17 protein-coding genes and 1 riboswitch are annotated in these 15,861 nt (G+C 74.5%); of the genes, 12 read left to right on the forward strand and 5 right to left on the reverse strand.

Annotation, left to right across the window (positions count from 1 at the left end):
* Positions 1–3: 3 nt before the first annotated feature.
* Entirely contained in the window at positions 4–903 is a 900-nt protein-coding gene (locus MVA48_RS00465; protein ID WP_246984494.1) for an SMP-30/gluconolactonase/LRE family protein, read from the reverse strand.
* 142 nt (positions 904–1,045) lie between these two features.
* Between MVA48_RS00465 and MVA48_RS00470 the strand changes: the two genes are divergently transcribed.
* The 4 genes from MVA48_RS00470 to MVA48_RS00485 all read left to right on the forward strand — a co-directional run bounded on the left by MVA48_RS00470 (position 1,046) and on the right by MVA48_RS00485 (position 5,544).
* Positions 1,046–2,251, forward strand: coding sequence for an HNH endonuclease signature motif containing protein (locus MVA48_RS00470; RefSeq protein ID WP_246984496.1), 1,206 nt, complete (start codon positions 1,046–1,048; stop codon positions 2,249–2,251).
* Between the two features lie 95 nt (positions 2,252–2,346).
* Positions 2,347–3,285 (forward strand): Rieske 2Fe-2S domain-containing protein, encoded by a 939-nt coding sequence (locus MVA48_RS00475; RefSeq protein WP_246984498.1) that lies wholly within the window; start codon positions 2,347–2,349, stop codon positions 3,283–3,285.
* Positions 3,282–3,770, forward strand: a complete 489-nt coding sequence (locus MVA48_RS00480) for a hemerythrin domain-containing protein (RefSeq protein WP_246984500.1) — start codon at positions 3,282–3,284, stop codon at positions 3,768–3,770. The genes MVA48_RS00475 and MVA48_RS00480 overlap by 4 nt, the downstream gene beginning before the upstream one ends.
* Positions 3,771–3,804: 34 nt before the next feature.
* Positions 3,805–5,544, forward strand: coding sequence for a CocE/NonD family hydrolase (locus MVA48_RS00485; protein WP_246984513.1), 1,740 nt, complete (start codon positions 3,805–3,807; stop codon positions 5,542–5,544).
* Here MVA48_RS00485 and MVA48_RS00490 read toward each other — a convergent pair.
* Positions 5,517–6,038 (reverse strand): C40 family peptidase, encoded by a 522-nt coding sequence (locus MVA48_RS00490; RefSeq protein ID WP_246984520.1) that lies wholly within the window; start codon positions 6,036–6,038, stop codon positions 5,517–5,519. The genes MVA48_RS00485 and MVA48_RS00490 overlap by 28 nt on opposite strands.
* Before the next feature lie 15 nt (positions 6,039–6,053).
* Positions 6,054–6,212, reverse strand: a riboswitch (cyclic di-AMP (ydaO/yuaA leader).
* Between the two features lie 355 nt (positions 6,213–6,567).
* Between MVA48_RS00490 and MVA48_RS00495 the strand changes: the two genes are divergently transcribed.
* Positions 6,568–6,729, forward strand: coding sequence for a hypothetical protein (locus MVA48_RS00495; protein WP_246984522.1), 162 nt, complete (start codon positions 6,568–6,570; stop codon positions 6,727–6,729).
* A gap of 66 nt (positions 6,730–6,795) precedes the next feature.
* On the opposite strand, the gene MVA48_RS00500 is transcribed toward MVA48_RS00495, so the two are convergent.
* Both MVA48_RS00500 and MVA48_RS00505 read right to left on the reverse strand, forming a co-directional pair.
* Positions 6,796–7,410 (reverse strand): hypothetical protein, encoded by a 615-nt coding sequence (locus MVA48_RS00500; protein ID WP_246984524.1) that lies wholly within the window; start codon positions 7,408–7,410, stop codon positions 6,796–6,798.
* 165 nt (positions 7,411–7,575) lie between these two features.
* Complete coding sequence (locus MVA48_RS00505) at positions 7,576–8,511, reverse strand: ABC transporter ATP-binding protein (RefSeq protein ID WP_246984527.1); 936 nt, start codon at positions 8,509–8,511, stop codon at positions 7,576–7,578.
* 161 nt (positions 8,512–8,672) lie between these two features.
* Between MVA48_RS00505 and MVA48_RS00510 the strand changes: the two genes are divergently transcribed.
* From MVA48_RS00510 to MVA48_RS00530, 5 genes are read left to right on the forward strand one after another with little or no spacing between them, the layout of a single operon-like run.
* Complete coding sequence (locus tag MVA48_RS00510; protein WP_246984529.1) at positions 8,673–9,956, forward strand: sensor histidine kinase; 1,284 nt, start codon at positions 8,673–8,675, stop codon at positions 9,954–9,956.
* Positions 9,953–10,600 (forward strand): response regulator, encoded by a 648-nt coding sequence (locus MVA48_RS00515; protein ID WP_246984531.1) that lies wholly within the window; start codon positions 9,953–9,955, stop codon positions 10,598–10,600. Before MVA48_RS00510 ends, MVA48_RS00515 begins: the two co-directional genes overlap by 4 nt.
* 18 nt (positions 10,601–10,618) lie before the next feature.
* Complete coding sequence (locus MVA48_RS00520; RefSeq protein WP_246984533.1) at positions 10,619–11,143, forward strand: flavodoxin family protein; 525 nt, start codon at positions 10,619–10,621, stop codon at positions 11,141–11,143.
* A gap of 30 nt (positions 11,144–11,173) precedes the next feature.
* The gene (locus MVA48_RS00525; protein WP_246984535.1) at positions 11,174–11,800 is read left to right on the forward strand and encodes a hypothetical protein; all 627 of its coding nucleotides are present in this window, start codon (positions 11,174–11,176) and stop codon (positions 11,798–11,800) included.
* A gap of 12 nt (positions 11,801–11,812) precedes the next feature.
* Positions 11,813–12,766: a D-2-hydroxyacid dehydrogenase family protein gene (locus tag MVA48_RS00530; protein ID WP_246984537.1), complete on the forward strand. Its 954-nt coding sequence runs from the start codon at positions 11,813–11,815 to the stop codon at positions 12,764–12,766.
* A 1-nt stretch (position 12,767) separates the two neighbouring features.
* Here MVA48_RS00530 and MVA48_RS00535 read toward each other — a convergent pair whose 3' ends face one another.
* Positions 12,768–13,199 carry an ATP-binding protein gene (locus MVA48_RS00535; RefSeq protein WP_246984539.1) on the reverse strand — a complete coding sequence of 144 codons (432 nt, stop codon included), beginning with the start codon at positions 13,197–13,199 and terminating at the stop codon, positions 12,768–12,770.
* A gap of 75 nt (positions 13,200–13,274) precedes the next feature.
* Here MVA48_RS00535 and MVA48_RS00540 point away from each other — a divergent pair, with 75 nt between their 5' ends.
* Both MVA48_RS00540 and MVA48_RS00545 read left to right on the forward strand, forming a co-directional pair.
* Positions 13,275–13,640: an STAS domain-containing protein gene (locus MVA48_RS00540; protein WP_246984541.1), complete on the forward strand. Its 366-nt coding sequence runs from the start codon at positions 13,275–13,277 to the stop codon at positions 13,638–13,640.
* A 10-nt stretch (positions 13,641–13,650) separates the two neighbouring features.
* Entirely contained in the window at positions 13,651–15,840 is a 2,190-nt protein-coding gene (locus MVA48_RS00545) for a SpoIIE family protein phosphatase (RefSeq protein WP_246984544.1), read from the forward strand.
* Positions 15,841–15,861 lie beyond the last annotated feature (21 nt).

Consider the following 15,861-nt stretch of genomic DNA (forward strand, 5'->3'; position numbering starts at 1 on the left):
CCGTCAGGGGAGACCGGCGTGGGGGACGTCGACCCGCGTCGTCACGAGCACCGCCTCGCGGACCGGCGCGCGGGTGTGCTCGTAGAAGTCCGGCGCGCAGCACATCAGCAGGTCGCGGCCGTCGTCCCCACCCAGGGCGCAGGCGTAGACGCCCATCCCGTCCGGCGCGGCGATCTCGTCGACGATCGCACCCCCCTCGGCCACCCGGACCACCCGCGAGTTCAGCCCGTCGGCGACCCAGACGTGTCCGTCGGCGTCCGCCGTGCAGCCGTCGGGTGCGACCACCACCTGCCCGACGAGCTCCCCGACCGAGCCGCCCACCGGCTCCGGCCCGAAGGTTGCCCACACCCGTCGGTTGCCCAGCGACCCGTCGGCGGCGATGTCGAAGGCGGTGAGGCGGTTGCCCCACGTCTCGCCGACGATCAGCGTGCCGCCGTCCGGCGTGATCACCGAGCCGTTCGGGAAGCGCAGGTCGTCGGCGGCGACGGTGACGGTGCCGTCGGGATCCACCCGCTTCACCGACGCCGGCGCGGGCGCGCCGCCGCCCATGAGGTCGAAGCCGAAGTCGCCGACGAACGCCCGGCCCGCCGCGTCGACCACCATGTCGTTGAGGTGGCCGCCGCAGACGTCGGACAGGTCGGCGTGCGTCTCGACGCGACCGTCGGCGAGGCGGAGCAGCCGGCGGTCCTTCATCGAGACGACGAGCAGCGACCCGTCGGGCAGCCAGCCGAGCCCGGACGGCTGGTTCTCCACCTCGAGGACGACGGCCTCGCCACCGCCCGGCTCCACGCGGCTCACGGTGTGCCGGTAGAAGTCCGACGCCCACCAGGCGCCGTCGTGCCACCGCGGCCCCTCGAAGTAGGAGCCGCCCTCGAGCACAGTCCGGAACTCACGATCAGCCATGCCTGAGGACGCTACGTGCCCGGTCGTGTCAAGACGACTCGAAAGTTTGTGGACGGCGCACTGACCTGGGGATTCACGCTGCGAGAGGTCCGCTTCACCGGTATTCTTCGTACAGACGTTCGATCCGCGTGAAGGGGTGACGATGAGCGAGCTGCGATCGGCTCTCGACGCCCTGGCCGTCGAAGACGTGCACGCCCTCAGCGCCCGGGAGCAGCTCGACGGGATCAGGCAACTGCTCGAGCTGAGGAACCGGATCGACGCCCAGCTGACCCGCCGGGTGCGGGCGGCGGAGCTGCAGCAGGCGCCCGAGGACGACGGCATGAAGTCCATGCGGTCGTGGCTGCGCGGCCACGGCCGGCTCGGTGGTGCCGCGGCGGGGCAGCTGGTCCGCAACGGCCGTGCGCTCGACCACCTGCCCGCGCTCGCGTCCGCCTTCGCAGAGGGCGCCGTCACGGCGGAGCAGGTCGCGGTGGTCGCACCCGTCGCCACGGAGAGCCGGCGGACCGCCGCCCTCGCGCAGGGCATCGACCTCGCCGAGATCGACCGCACCCTCGCCGAAGTCGCCGCCGAGCGCCGGATCGAGCAGCTGACGCGGGTGGTCCACCACTACCTGTCCCGGCTCGACCCCGACGGCCCCGAGCCCGACCCCACCGACGAGCGCTCGCTGACGCTGTCGACGTTCTCCGACGGCACGGTGGTGGTGCGGGGCCAGCTCGACGCCGTCGGCGGGGAGAAGCTGAAGACGGCCCTCGAAGCGGTCGTGCAGGCCGACCGGCCTCGGGGCGACATGCGCTCCCGCGCCCAGCAGCTCGCCGACGCGATGGTCCAGCTGGCCGACAACCAGCTCGCCTCCGGCGACCTGCCCGTGCTCCGCACCGCCAAGCCCAACGTGGTGGTGACGATCCCGGCCGACGACCTGTTCGACCCGGCCACCGGGCCCTCCGCGGCCACGACTGCCTTCGGCAGCCTCCTGTCGGCGGCGAAGGCGCGGATGCTGGCCTGCGACGGCAGCATCACCCCGATCACGATCGACGAGCACGGCATGCCGCTGAACCTGGGCCGCACGAAGCGGGTCGTGCCGCCGCACCTGCGCAAGGCGGTCGAGCTTCGCGACGAGACCTGCGTCTTCGCCGGCTGCGGCGCCCCGAAGTACTGGTGCGACGTCCATCATCTGGTGCACTGGATCTTCGGCGGGGAGACCTCGCTCGAGAACTCGGCGCTGCTGTGCGAACGGCACCACACCAAGGTCCACCACGGCTTCCGCGTCCAGCGAGATCCCGGGGGGCGTTGGCGGACGTTCCGGCCCGACGGCAGCGAGATCGTCATCGCGCCGAGGCTGCCGGTCTGATCCCTCAGCGGGCTGCGCGCCGGCGACATCGCACGGTCGTTTCGACGTACGCGGGCTGGGCACGGGCCCCAGATGGGACGACGAGGTGCGGACCGGTGAGCGTGCGGAGCCTGTTGGAGCGGGCGAGCGGAGCGGTCGGCCGGTGGCAGGTCCTGGACGCGCCCAGCTATCAGGTCGAGCACGCCATCTCGCTGACCTACCTGCTCGCCGGCCGCCACGCCCGCCGCCTCCAGGACCTCGCGCACGGTGTGTGGCTCGGCCATCCCGTGCACCCCTTCCTGGTCACCGTCCCGATCGGCTCGTGGACCGCCGCCGCGCTGCTCGACGGCCTCGACGCCACCGGCCGCGGCGGGCCCGGCACCGGTGCGGCCGCGCGCACGGTGGTCAAGCTCGGCGTCGCCGGCGCGGTCGCCTCCGCGGCGACCGGTGCCACCGACTGGCAGCACGCCCACGACGAGGCGCGCCGCGTCGGCCTGGTCCACGGCGCCCTGAACACCACCGCCCTCGCGCTCTACACCTGGTCACTCGCCGACCGGAAGCGCGGTCGCACGAGCAGAGCGCGCGCCACCGCGGCCGCCGGCTACGCCGTCGTGCTGACCAGCGGCTACCTCGGCGGCGTCCTGTCCTACCGCCACCGGCTCGGCACCGACCACGCCGTGCAGGCGAACGAGCCCCGCCGGTTCGTGCCGGTCGCCGACGTCAGCGAGCTGGTGGACGGCGAGCCGCTCGCCGTGGAGGCCGACGGCGTGCCGGTCGTGCTGGTCGCGACCGACGGCAGGGTCCGCGCCGTCGGGGGCAGCTGCCCGCACCAGAGCGGGCCGCTGGGGGAGGGCTGGCTGCACCAGGGCGAGCTCGTCTGCCCGTGGCACGGCTCCCGCTTCTCCCTCGACACCGGGGAGCCCGCCCAGGGGCCCGCCACCGCGCCGTTGCCCTGCTATGAGACCCGCATCCGCGAGGGCCGGATCGAGGTGCGGCGACGGGCGCACTGGCGCACACCCACCGCCGTCACGACCCTGGAGGAGGCGTCGCGATGAAAGCCGACGAGGTGCTGATCGCCCACCACGACGTGCTCCGCGGGCTGCTCCGCGACCTCGCCGGGACCACCGATGCGCAGACCGACCTCCGGGAGCGGCTCCGCGACGACTTCCTCCGCGAGATCGAGATCCACGCCCAGATCGAGGACGAGCTGTTCTACCCCGCCGTCGTCGACGTCTCGCCGCTGCTGTCCGTCGCCCACGCCGAGCACCGGCAGATCGACGACCAGGTCGCCACCGTGATGCGCACGCCCGTCGACCATCCGGACTTCCTCGCCGAGGTGCGGATGCTCGAGTCGACGGTGCGCCACCACACCATGGAGGAGGAGCAGCGCATGTTCCCCCAGTCGCGCGCGCTCGGCGACGCCCGCCTCGAGGAGCTCGGCGATCGGCTGCGCGAACGGCAGCGGGAGCTGGCCGCCTCCGGGGGCATGCGCTTGATCATCCGGCTCAAGCGCGCGATCCTGCGCCTGACCAGGGCCTGACGAGGGCCCGACAGTCGGGGAGCCAGGAGTTCGCGTGCCCTCAGACGACGCCGCGTCCGGACGGCGCCTGCCCCGCCCGGCGAAGCTCGCCGCGGCCGCCATCGGACGACGCTGGAAGCTCCCGCCGGCTACCTCGGACGTGCGGGTGCTGCGCGAGGTCGCCGTCCCGATGCGCGACGGCGTCGTCCTCCGTGCCGACGTGTACCTGCCCGAGACCGCGCCGCGGCACCCGACCGTGCTGCTGCGTTCCCCCTACCGCCGGGGCGGGGCGTTCCCCGCCCTCTTCGCCCTGCCCTACGCCCGCCGCGGGTACGCCGTCGTGCTGCAGAGCGTGCGCGGCACCTTCGGCTCCGAGGGCGAGTTCACCCCGGTGGTCAACGAGGAGCAGGACGGGCAGGACACCGTCGGCTGGCTGCGCGAGCAGCCCTGGTTCGACGGCCGGCTCGCCACGCTCGGCCCCAGCTACCTCGGGTACACCCAGTGGGCGCTCGCGCTCGACCCGCCGGACGAGCTGCAGGCGATGGTGCTGCACATCGGTCCGCACGACCTCGCCGCGGCCGGTCTGGTCGACGGCGCCTTCCAGCTGCTCAACGTCGCCACCTGGACCGAGCTGATCGCCCATCAGGACCTGCTCGGCCCGATCCGCGGCGCCACCCGGCTGCTCACCGCGGAGCGACGACTGGCACCTCACCTGCGCGAACTGCCCCTGCAGGGGCTGCCCGAGCGGCTCGGCGGCAACCCCGCCCCCTGGTTCGACGAGTGGCTCGACCACCCCGACCTGTCCGATCCCTACTGGGACCGGTACCGCGCCACGCCCGCCGTCCACTCGAGCACCGTGCCGACGCTGCTCGTCAGCGGCTGGCAGGACTGGTTCGTCGAGCAGACGCTCGACCAGTACGCGGCGCTGCGCGACCGCGGCGTCGACGTCGGGCTCACCATGGGCCCCTGGGCGCACCTGAGCATCGACCCGAAGGTCACGACCGCCGAGAGCCTCGCCTGGCTCGCGGCCCACCTGCCCGTGGACGGCGCGACGCCCCCGACAACTCGGCGCGACCGCGTGCGCGTCTACGTCACCGGCGCCGCCGAGTGGCGGGGGATGCCCGACTGGCCGCCCGCCGGGCGGACCGAGCGCACCTGGTTCCTGCACCCGGGCGGGCGGCTGGCCGACGACGCACCACCGGAGGACGGCGGCGAGACGGCCTTCCGCTACGACCCGATGCACCCCACGCCGTCGGTCGGCGGCCGGGTGCTCACCTTCCGCGCCGGCCGCCGCGACAACCGCCGGCTGGAAGCCCGCGACGACGTCCGCACCTTCACCACCGCGCCGCTGGAGACCGCCGTCGAACTGCTCGGCGGCGCCACCGTCCGGATCTGCCTCACCTCCGACAACCCGTACGCCGACGTCTTCCTGCGGCTGTGCGACGTCGACGCGCGCGGCCGCTCGGTCAACGTCACCGACCGGCTGGTCCGGCTCGACCCGGCCGCCGGCGAGCCCCCGAGGCCGGGGGAGCGGCACGTCGTGGCTACCCTCCCCGACACCGCGCACCGATTCGCGGCCGGGCACCGGATCCGGCTGCAGATCTCCGGCGGAGCCCACCCGCGCTACGCGCGCAACCTCGGCACCGGCGAGCGGCCGGCCAGGCGACGCACGGCGAGCCGGTCACCCACCGGGTCGCGCACTCCGCGGGGTCGGCGTCGTCGGTCACGCTGCCGTTGGCGACCGGCGGCGACTGAGCCGGGGCGGCCTCAGACGACGCGACGCACGGAGTGGTAGCCCTCCATCGAGTCGACCGGCACGACCGCCACCGGCGTGCCGTAGGTGGACGAGTGCACCATCAGGCCGTCGCCGATGTACATCCCGACGTGGCCGACCGGGTCGTAGAAGAAGACCAGGTCACCGGGCTGCAGGTCCGCCTTCGCGACGGGCACGCCCGCCGTCGACTGCGCCCTGGACGTGCGCGGGAGCGCCACCCCGGCCGCCTGGTAGGCCGAGAAGGTGAGCCCGGAGCAGTCGTAGCCGCCCGACCCCGTCCCGCCCCAGGCGTACGGCTTGCCCTGCTGGGCCAGGGCCGTGTCGACGGCGACCTGCGCGGCGGAGTTCGGCGCGGCCACCGGAGCGGCGGCGAGCGACACCGGTGCCGACGCGGCCGGTGCGGTGCCGGTGTCGGCGGAGGCCGTGAGCGGGGTGAGCGCCAGACCCGCCCCGGTGAAGAGGGCGAGAGCCGCCCCGCGGAAGGAACGGCGCGTGGACGTGCGAGTGGTCGTCATGGACGACGGGTTCTCCTGTTCTCCATCGACCGCCTACCGGGTTAGCTGACGGGTTCGGGCGGGGAACTCGCCCGGCGCATCGGCGGTGCCGATCGCGCTTCACCCCAGGACTGCGGTGGGTCCCCGGTCCGGGCGCCGGACGTTCTCCGGTGCCCGGTTCGGCGGTGTCCGGCCGGGTGTCACCGGGTGCGGTGACGAGGGGGCCCGGCCGGACCGCGACGACGCTAGGTAGGCCGTCGGGATGCCACAAAGCGGCCGTTCCGGGCGTGTCGAGGCGCCCGTCGAGGCGGGTCGACGGCGACCCGTGGGACGACTCGCGAGCCGACCACCACCGACGCCGGGAGGAGTTCCGGCTCCGCCCCGGTCCGGACGACGGAACGCGATCGGCTGATCACTTCCTCGCGTCGGCGTGGCGCAACGCACCGTCCACGGTCCGTCTCGCCCGATCGGTCGGAGTGGGCACGCTCGCGGTTGGCCGGGCGTTCGTCGGGGCACGGAGCGAACAGTCCGAGCAACGAGGAGGCGAACCATGGCAGGCATGATCCGGAAGCTGATCGCTTCGGGTGTCGCGGCGAAGGTCATCCAGGAGGCCCGCAAGCCGCACAACCAGGCGAAGATCAAGAAGTTCATCGCGGACTTCCAGAACAAGCAGGGCAAGGGCGGCGGCCGCCCCGGCGGACGCGCGTACTGACCCGAGCGACGCGACAGCGCCCCCTCCCCGCACCGGCGGGGAGGGGGCGCTGTCGCGTCCGGCCAGCTATCCGGCGTCCCGCCGCAGCAGCGACCAGCCGCCGAGACCGAGCGCCACCGCCGCCCAGCCCACCAGCAGCGTCGCCGCCTGCGCCGCCGACATCTCCGGCTCGCCCAGCAGCGTCCAGATCGCGCCCGAGCCGGGCAGCCACTCGGCCACCTCGGCCAGCCACTGCGCACCGAACTCCGGCAGCAGCGCCGGCAGCACCAGCTGCAGCAGGAAGACCGCGGCCAGCGCGGCGGCGGTGCTGCGCAGCACCAGCCCGGCGCCGACCGCCAGCGCGCCCCCCGCCAGGAGCACCGCGGCGATCCCGCCGAGGCTGTCGGCCAGATCCGCGGCCGTCAGCGTCAGGTCCGGCTCGATCAGCACCGCCGCCAGGTCCGCGACCAGCGCCAGCACCACCCCGGCCACCGTCGCGACGACGACCGGCACGGCCACCCGCGCGGCCAGCAGCACCCCGCGGCGCGGCGTCCACTGCAGCGTCGGCCCGACCGCGCCGCTGGCGTACTCCTGCGTCACCGCGAGCAGCGCCAGCACCAGCAGCGCGAACTGCCCGATCATCACGCCGTACTGACCGGCCATCGTCGCCGACGCCACCGGCCACCCGAGTTCCTGCGCCATCTCGGCTTCGTCGACGGCGGTGGGAACCCCCGATGCCCACGATCGCCGCCGCCGCGGCCAGCAGGCACCACCACGTCGTCCGCACCGTCCGCAGCCGCAGCCACTCGGCGGCCGCCGCGCGACCGAGGACGGTCAGGGTCCGGGGCTGGGTGGCCGTGGTCGCGGTCATCGCCGGGCCTCCCCGGCGAGCACGGGCTCGGCGTGCACGCGGTACTGCACGCTGTCGCCGGTCAGGTCCAGGTACACCTGCTCCAGCGAGCTCTGCTCCTCGGCCAGCCGGTGCACCGCCACGCCGACCCGCAGGGCGACGTCCCCGACCGTCTCGGCCGATGCGCCCTCGACGAGCAGGTCGCCGTCGTCGGTCGGGTGCACGAGCAGCCGCATGCGCAGCAGCGCGCCGGCCAGCTCGTCGGTCGACGGCGTCCGCACCCGCACCTTCCGGTGAGTGCCGCCCCGCATCACCTCGGCGATCGGCGCATCGGCGATCAACCGGCCGCGGCCGATGATGATCAGGTGGTCGGCGGTCTGCTCCATCTCGCTCATCAGGTGGCTCGACAGCAGCACGGTGCGGCCCTCGTCGGCCAGCTCGCGCACCAGCCGGCGGATCCACCGGACGCCGTCGAGGTCCAGGCCGTTCATCGGCTCGTCGAACAGCAGGACGGCGGGGTCGCCGAGCAGCGCGGTCGCGATGCCGAGCCGCTGGCGCATGCCCAGCGAGTAGCCCCTCACCCGCCGCCGAGCGGCGGGCCCGAGCCCGACCTGCTCGATCACCTCGTCGACCCGGCGCAGCGGGATGCCGTTGCTGCGGGCCGCCACCCGCAGGTGGTCGCGGCCGCTCCGCCCGGGGTGCATGGCCTGGGCGTCGAGCAGCGCACCGGCCACGCGCAGCGGCTCGCCGAGCGACGCGAACGGCCGCCCGGCGACCAGCGCGCCGCCGGACGTCGGCCGGTCGAGCCCCAGCACCATGCGCATCGTGGTGGACTTGCCCGCGCCGTTCGGCCCGAGGAAGCCGGTCACCCGGCCGGGCTGGACGTCGAAGGTCAGCCCGTCGACGGCGCGCACGCCGCTGTACTGCTTGGTCAGCCCGCGCACCGCGATCATGCGAGCCGCCGAGGAAGGGAAGGAGTCATGGCGAGGAGCGTGTCGGGAACAGAGGTCCGCGCGGATCACCCCGCAGCGTCCACCTGGGTCCCCCGCGCGGGGAGGGGGAGTCGGCGCCCGCGGGGGAATCGCCGCGCCCCGCGACCGGCCAGGATCGGCTCGTGCCCACCACCACCACGTTCCCGCGCTCCGCGGACGAGATCGCCGACCGGCTCCGCGCGGTGGTCGCCAGGGCCACCGCCCCCGGCTGGCCGGGCCGGGTCCTCTACGCGCTGTCGACCGTGCCGATCGCCGCGTTCTGCCTCGCCCTGTACTTCGCGCTGTTCGGCTCGGTGGTCGCCGTCGTCTACGGCGTCGGGCTGCTGCTCGTCCCGCTCGTGCTGGCGACGATCCGCGGGTTCGCCGGCATCGAGCGGGAACTGCTCCGCACCCTGCTGGCCATCGACCTGCCGGTCGGCGAGCGCGTGCGCCGGCACCCCGGGATCCTGCCCAAGGCGCGGCGGCTGGTGGCGTCGGCCGGCACCTGGCGCGCGGTCGGCTGGCTGGGCGCCCGGGTGCTGATGGGCGCCGCCACGCTCGCCGTCCTCTTCTTCGCCCTCATGGCCCTCGTCGACCTCACCGAGCCCCATGACTGGAACCTGCTCACCGCGCTGCCGCTGCTGGTACTCATCGCGCTCGTCGTCGTGGTGACCCTGGTCGTGCTCGACGCGCTGGTCCGGCTGGCCGCGTCCGTCGCGCCCCGCCTGCTCGGCACCTCACCCGAGCAGCAGATCGCCGCGCTGCAGCAGAGCAGCCGCCGGCTGGCCGACCGCAACAAGCTGGCCCGCGACCTGCACGACACCATCGGGCACGCGCTGACCGCCAGCCTGCTGCAGGCCACGGCCGCCCGCCGCACGCTCACGCCGCCGGACGAGCGACCGGTGCAGCCCGACTTCGCCCGCCAGGCGCTGCAGCACATCGAGACCAACACCCGCGCCGCGCTCGCCGAGCTCGACCGGGTGCTCACCGTGCTGCGCGACGACGGCGAGCGCGACCCGGCGCCGTTGTCGGCGCCCGGGCTCGTCGATCTCGAGGGCCTGCTCGCCGGCCTGCGCGACGGCGGCCTGCCGGTCGCGCTCGTGGTGGACGGCGAGGTGGACGACGTCCCGGCCCAGGTGCAGGAGCTCGCCTACCGGGTGGTCCAGGAGGGGACGACGAACGTGCTGCGCCACGCCGGCACCCCGCTGACCGTCGCCCAGGTGGTGCGCAGCGGCGACACCGTCATCGTCCGGGTGTGCAACGAGCGGGCCTCGTCGCTGGAGAGCCGCCCCGGCCCCGGCGGCGGGCGCGGTCTGGCCGGCCTCCGCGAACGGACGGCAGCGGCCGGTGGCACGCTCAGCGCCGAGCCCACGCCCTCCGGTGGCTTCGAGCTCTGCGCGACCCTGCCGCTGTCGGGGGCGGCGTGACGCTGCGGCTGGTCCTCGTCGACGACGACGTCCTCGTCCGGTCCGGGCTGCGGGTGATCCTGGAGAGCGAGCCGGACCTGACCGTGGTCGGCGACGCCGGCACCGGGCGGGAGGCGCTGGAGGTGGCGACCGAAACCGATCCGGACGTCGTCCTGATGGACGTCCGCATGCCCGACATGGACGGCATCGCGGCGACCGCGGAGCTCGTGGCCCGCGATCCCGACAGGCCCCGGGTGCTGGTGCTGACCACCTTCGAGGACGACGACTACCTGTACCGGTCGCTGCAGGCAGGCGCGAGCGGGTTCGCGCTCAAGCGGTCCGACCCCGACGAGCTGGTCGAGGCCATCCGGATCGTCGCGCGGGGCAGCTCGCTGGTGCTGCCGGACATCACCCGGCGGTTGATCGCCTCGCACGCGCCGGCCCGCGCGAGGGGCGCCGCCGCGCTCCCCGAGCTGACCGGCCGGGAGGCCGACGTGCTGCGGCTGGTGGCCGGGGGGCTGTCCAACGCCGAGATCGCCACGGAGCTGTTCCTCAGCCGCGAGACGGTGAAGACCCACGTCAGCGCGGTGCTGCTCAAGCTCGGCGCCCGGGACCGCACCCAGGCCGTCATCGCCGCGTACGAGAGCGGGTTCATAACCGCCTGAGCTCGCTACGGTCGGTGCGTGCCCAGAGCCCTGGTGGTCTACGAGTCGGTCTTCGGCGACACCGAGCGGATCGCCCGGGCGGTCGCCGACGGCATCGCCGGGCGCCTGCCGGTCGACGTGGTCGACGCCGGGCAGGCGCCGACGGAGCTCGCCGATGTGCAGCTCCTCGTCGTCGGCGGGCCCACCCACGCGTTCGGCATGCCGAGCGAGGCCACCCGCAAGGGCGCGGTCGAGCAGTACGGCGCCGAGATCGCCGACCCGTCGGCCGGGCTGCACGAGTGGCTGGACGCCGTCCGGTTGCCGCCGCACACCGACGCCGCCGCCTTCGACACCCGCATGGACCACCCGAAGCTGATCACCAAGCTCGACCACGCGGCCCGGACCGAGGAGAAGCTGCTCCGCGGTCTCGGCGCCACGCTCGTCGCGCCCGCCGAGCGGTTCATCGTCCTCGACGCGAAGGGGCCGCTCAAGGACGGCGAGGAGGACCGCGCCCGCCAGTGGGGTCAGGCGCTGGGCGAGCTGGTCACCGCCGCCGGTCCGTAGCCCCCTCGGGGTCCGGCTAGCGTTCAGCCGGTGAGAACGCGGGAGGAGCGCTGGCAGGAGCGGCTCGCCCTCCCCGTCCTCGTCGCCGCGCTCGCCGCGATCCCGGCGATGTTCCTGACGCTCGCCGAGGGGACGCTGGGCACCGCCGGCCACGTCGTCGACGTCCTCAGCGGCGCGGTGCTGGTCGCGGAGACGGTCATCCTGCTGGCCGTCGCCGAGAACAAACGCGCGTGGATCCGCGGTCACATCGGCCTGATCCTGCTGACCGTCGCGGTGGCGGTCGCCGTCGTCTTCGCGCTCGGGCCGGTGCAGATCCTGCGACTCGTGCGCACGGTGGGGGCGTTGCGGATCCTGCGGGCCGGCCGGATCGTCAAGGCCGCCCGCTCCGTCGGCCTGCGCCACGGCTTCACCGGCCGGCTCGCCCAGGCTCTCGCCGCCGGCGCCGGGGTGCTCGTCGCCGTGTTCGTGGGCGTCGTGCTGGCCGACCCCACGTCGCGCTCGCGCGACCTGCTGACGTCGGTGCTCGGTGAGGTCACCACGCCGGTGATCGTCGTGCTCTCCGCGGTGGCCGGGGTGATCCTCGGGGTCGCCACCTACCTCCTGGCCCGTGACAGCGGCAGCGGTGCCGACGCCGACGCCCGGGCGGGCGATCTGTAGTAGACAGCGCGCATGCCGCGCATCGCCGTCCTCGACGACTACCAGTCCGTCGCCGCCCGGTTCAGCGACTGGTCGCAGGTCCCCGGCGCCGACGTCGTGGAGTTCCACGAGCACCTCGGCGACGAGGACGCCGTGGCACGGGCGCTCCAGGACTTCGACGTCGTCGTGGCCATGCGCGAGCGGACGGCGTTCCGGCGCAGCCTGCTCGAGCGGCTGCCGAACCTGCGGCTGCTGGTCACCACCGGGCGGCGCAACAAGTCGATCGACGTCGAGGCGGCGGTCGAGCGCGGCATCACGGTCTGCGGAACGGCGATCCCGCCCCACGGCACCGCCGAGCTGACCTGGGGGCTGATCCTCGCCGTCGCCCGCAACATCCCGCGGGAGGACGCCTCGGTCCGCGCCGGTGGCTGGCAGCAGACGGTCGGCACGGACCTGGCCGGTTCGCGGCTCGGCGTCCTCGGGCTCGGCAACCAGGGCGCCCAGGTCGCGCGGATCGGGCTCGCCTTCGACATGGACGTCGTCGCGTGGAGCGAGAACCTGACCGACGAGCGCGCCGCCGAGGTGGGCGCCCGGCGGGTGGGTCGCGAGGAGCTCTTCGGCTCGTCCGACGTCCTGACCATCCACACGCTGCTGTCCAAGCGCACCCGCGGGCTGGTGGGCGCCGAGGACCTCGGCCGCATGAAGCCGACCGCGATCCTGGTCAACACCAGCCGCGGCCCGATCGTGGCGCAGGAGGCGCTGCTCGACGCCCTCCGGGACGGCCGGATCGCCGGCGCCGGGCTCGACGTCTACGACGAGGAGCCGCTGCCGGCCGACCACCCGCTGCGGAGCGCGCCGCGCACGGTGCTCACCCCGCACCTGGGCTACGTCACCCGCAACACCTACGAGATCTTCTACCGCGAGGCCGTCGAGGACGTCGCGGCGTGGGTCTCCGGGGAGCCGATCCGGGTCCTCCAGCCGAGCTGACTCAGCTCGGTTCGAGCAGCCGCAGCGCCGACCGCGGCGACAGCCGCTTCTCCAGCGTGACCCGGTGCGTGCCCGACCCGTCGGCGACGAAGGAGAGCCGGTCGACCAGTTCGCGCATCAGCAGCAGGCCGCGGCCGCCGTCCAGCGGCGAGGGCGGGGGAGCGGCGGTGACGGCGTCGACGTCGAACCCGGGGCCGTGGTCGAGCACGCTGATCCGGCACAGCTCGTCGTCGATCGACACCTCGACCCGGTACTCGTCGTGCTCGGCCGCGTGCTGGACGACGTTCGCGCACGCCTCGGTCAGCGCCAGCAGGATCTCGTCGACCCCGGCGCTGCTCACGTCGAGGTGCTCGAGGGTCTGCCGGAGCAGGCCGCGGACCAGCGGAACGCTCTTCACGTCCACCGGGAGCCGGACGCTGAACTCGATGTTCACCAGACCTCGCACCTCATCGGGAACCGGTGCGATTACCCTGGTCGGCCTGTGCGCCGATGACCGGGGAGCCGATTCGTGCTGTTCGACGTAGGACGGACGACGATCGCCGGCCGTCCAGGACTCACCGTACGGGGTGAGCTGGATCTGTCGACGGCTCCGCTCCTCGCCACCGCCGTCGAGATGGAGCTGGCCGCGGCGCCGTCCGCCCTCGTGATCGACCTGACGCCGACGGCCTTCATCGACTCCTCCGGCGCCCGCCAGCTGGTCCGCTCGGCCCGCGCCGCGCAGACCGCCGACGTCGAGGTGCACATCGTCTGCCCGCGCACCAACCGGGGCGCCAGGCTGGTCATCGACCTGCTCGACCTGGGCGCGATCGTGCCGATCGTCGAGTCGGGTGCGACGATCCCGCCCGGTTTCGCCCAGCGGGACGCCCGCCCGTAACGTCGCGTCGGTGACGGACCTCGGCACCGACCCGCTGACCGAGGACGCGCTGCTCCGCTGCGCCGGCGAGCCGATCGCGATCCCGGGCGCCGTCCAGCCGCACGGCGTCCTGCTCGCCGTCACCGAGCCCGACCTGGCGGTCGTGGTCGCCTCGGCCAACGCCGCCCACCTGTTCGGCAGCGACGTGGCCGGCCGGTCGCTGACCGACCTGGTCGGTCCGATCGACCTGCCGGAGGACCTCGCCGAGGTCAATCCGCTCCGCGTCCAGGTCGACGGTGGGGACGTCGACCTCGTCGTCCACCGTGCCGACGGGCTCCTGCTCGCGGAGTTCGAGCCGGTGCTCGGCGCCCAGCAGGCCGGCGCCGCGTGGCACAGCCGGCTGCCCCTGGTGCTGCAGCGCCTCTCCGCCAGCACCTCGCTCGAGGACCTCACCGCGGTGCTCGCCCGCGACGTCCGCCAGGTCACCGGCTTCGACCGCGTGATGGTCTACCGCTTCGACCGCGAGTGGAACGGCGAGGTGATCGCCGAGGACCGCCGCGACGACCTCGAGCCGTTCCTCGGCCTGCGGTACCCGGCCAGCGACATCCCCGCCCAGGCCCGCGCCCTCTACGCCGCGAACTGGCTGCGGATCATCCCCGACGCCACCTACGCACCGGTGCCGCTCGAGCCGGCGGTCAACCCGCTGTCCGGCCGGCCCCTGGATCTCTCCGGCGCCATGCTGCGCAGCGTCTCGCCGGTGCACCTGGAGTACCTGGCCAACATGGGCGTCGTCTCGTCGATGTCCATCTCGCTCATCGACCGCGGCACGCTCTGGGGCCTCATCGCCTGCCACCACTACGCCGGCCCCCACCGGCCCTCCTACACCGACCGCACGGCCGCCGAGTTCCTCGGTCGGACCGCGTCGCTGCTGCTGCAGACCACCGTCTCCGCCGGCGAGCAGGGGGACGTCGTCGCCGTGGCCTCCCGCCAGGCGCAGCTCGCCGCGCTCGTCGGCCGCTCGCCCCGGGCGCTCGGCTCGGCGCTCACCGACGGCTCGGTCACCGCCCTCGACCTCGTGCCGTCCTCCGGCGCCGCCGTCCGGATCAACGGCCAGCTCCGGCTGCTCGGCACCACGCCCCCCGCCGACCGCGTCGTGCCGCTGGTGCAGGCGCTGCTGTCCGCCGGAGTCGGCGCCACCGACGCCGCGTCGGCCGCCGTCCCGGAGGCCGCGGGGCTGGCCGACACGGCCAGCGGCGTGCTCGCCGTCGAGGTCGGGCGCGGGACTGGTGACTTCCTGGCCTGGTTCCGGCCCGAGGTGCTGCGGGAGGTCACCTGGGGCGGCAACCCGTACACGTCGAAGGTCGCCCGGACCGAGGCCGGGCCCCGGCTGAGCCCGCGGCAGTCGTTCTCGGCGTGGAGCGAGACCGTGCGCGAGACGGCCCAGCCGTGGCGGGAGCACGAGGTCGCGGCCGCGCGGACGCTGGCCACGAACCTCACCGCCGCCGCGCTGACCGCCGCCCAGGAGGAGAACCGGCTGGCCACCACGCTGCAGCGCACCCTGCTGCTCGAGGAGCTGCCCGCGATCGCCGGCATCGAGCTGGCCGCCCGGTACCTGCCCAGCGCCGAGGACGTCGTCGGCGGCGACTGGTACGACATCGTCCCGCTGCCCGGTGGCCGGGTGTCGATCGTGCTCGGGGACGTCGCCGGGCACGGCCTCGCCGCCGCCGCGGTCACCGCCCAGCTGCGGCACGCCCTGCGCGCGCACCTGCTGCGCGCCGCCGGTCCGGGTGCGGCGCTGGACGGGCTCAACCAGCTGATCGCCGCGCTGCTGCCCGGGGAGCTGGCCACCGCCGTGGTGGTCGAGCTGGACCCGGCCACCGGCGAGGTGGTCGTCGCCAACGCCGGGCACCTGCCGGTCCTGCACGCGGCGCCGGCCGGCGCGGACTTCGTGATGGAGGGCCGCGGTCCGGCGCTCGGCGTCCTCGACGCGTCGCGGTACCGGCAGGCGCACCTGCGGCTGGCCGGTGACGACCGCCTGCTGCTCTACAGCGACGGGCTGATCGAGCGCCGCCGCACCGACCTCGCCGAGTCGCTCGAGGGCCTGCGCGCCACGGTGGCCGCCGGTCCTGCCGGGGCGCACTCGCTGGTCGACGCCGTCCTCGGGGCGATGACCCCGTCCGACGGCGACGACGTCACCGTCGTCGGTGTCGCCCGCAGCTGAGCGGCAGGCGCCATCGGTCGC

It is taken from the genome of Blastococcus sp. PRF04-17, assembly GCF_023016265.1.
Classification (GTDB): Bacteria; Actinomycetota; Actinomycetes; order Mycobacteriales; family Geodermatophilaceae; genus Blastococcus_B.

What these genes read in the sequence shown, in the direction of transcription:
- MVA48_RS00530 (WP_246984537.1), top strand. Translation starts at nt 11,813, where the DNA reads ATGCCGCGCATCGCCGTCCTCGACGACTACCAGTCCGTCGCCGCCCGG.
- MVA48_RS00505 (WP_246984527.1), bottom strand. Translation starts at nt 8,511, where the DNA reads ATGATCGCGGTGCGCGGGCTGACCAAGCAGTACAGCGGCGTGCGCGCC.
- MVA48_RS00500 (WP_246984524.1), bottom strand. Translation starts at nt 7,410, where the DNA reads ATGGCGCAGGAACTCGGGTGGCCGGTGGCGTCGGCGACGATGGCCGGT.
- MVA48_RS00480 (WP_246984500.1), top strand. Translation starts at nt 3,282, where the DNA reads ATGAAAGCCGACGAGGTGCTGATCGCCCACCACGACGTGCTCCGCGGG.
- MVA48_RS00490 (WP_246984520.1), bottom strand. Translation starts at nt 6,038, where the DNA reads ATGACGACCACTCGCACGTCCACGCGCCGTTCCTTCCGCGGGGCGGCT.
- MVA48_RS00495 (WP_246984522.1), top strand. Translation starts at nt 6,568, where the DNA reads ATGGCAGGCATGATCCGGAAGCTGATCGCTTCGGGTGTCGCGGCGAAG.
- MVA48_RS00465 (WP_246984494.1), bottom strand. Translation starts at nt 903, where the DNA reads ATGGCTGATCGTGAGTTCCGGACTGTGCTCGAGGGCGGCTCCTACTTC.
- MVA48_RS00470 (WP_246984496.1), top strand. Translation starts at nt 1,046, where the DNA reads ATGAGCGAGCTGCGATCGGCTCTCGACGCCCTGGCCGTCGAAGACGTG.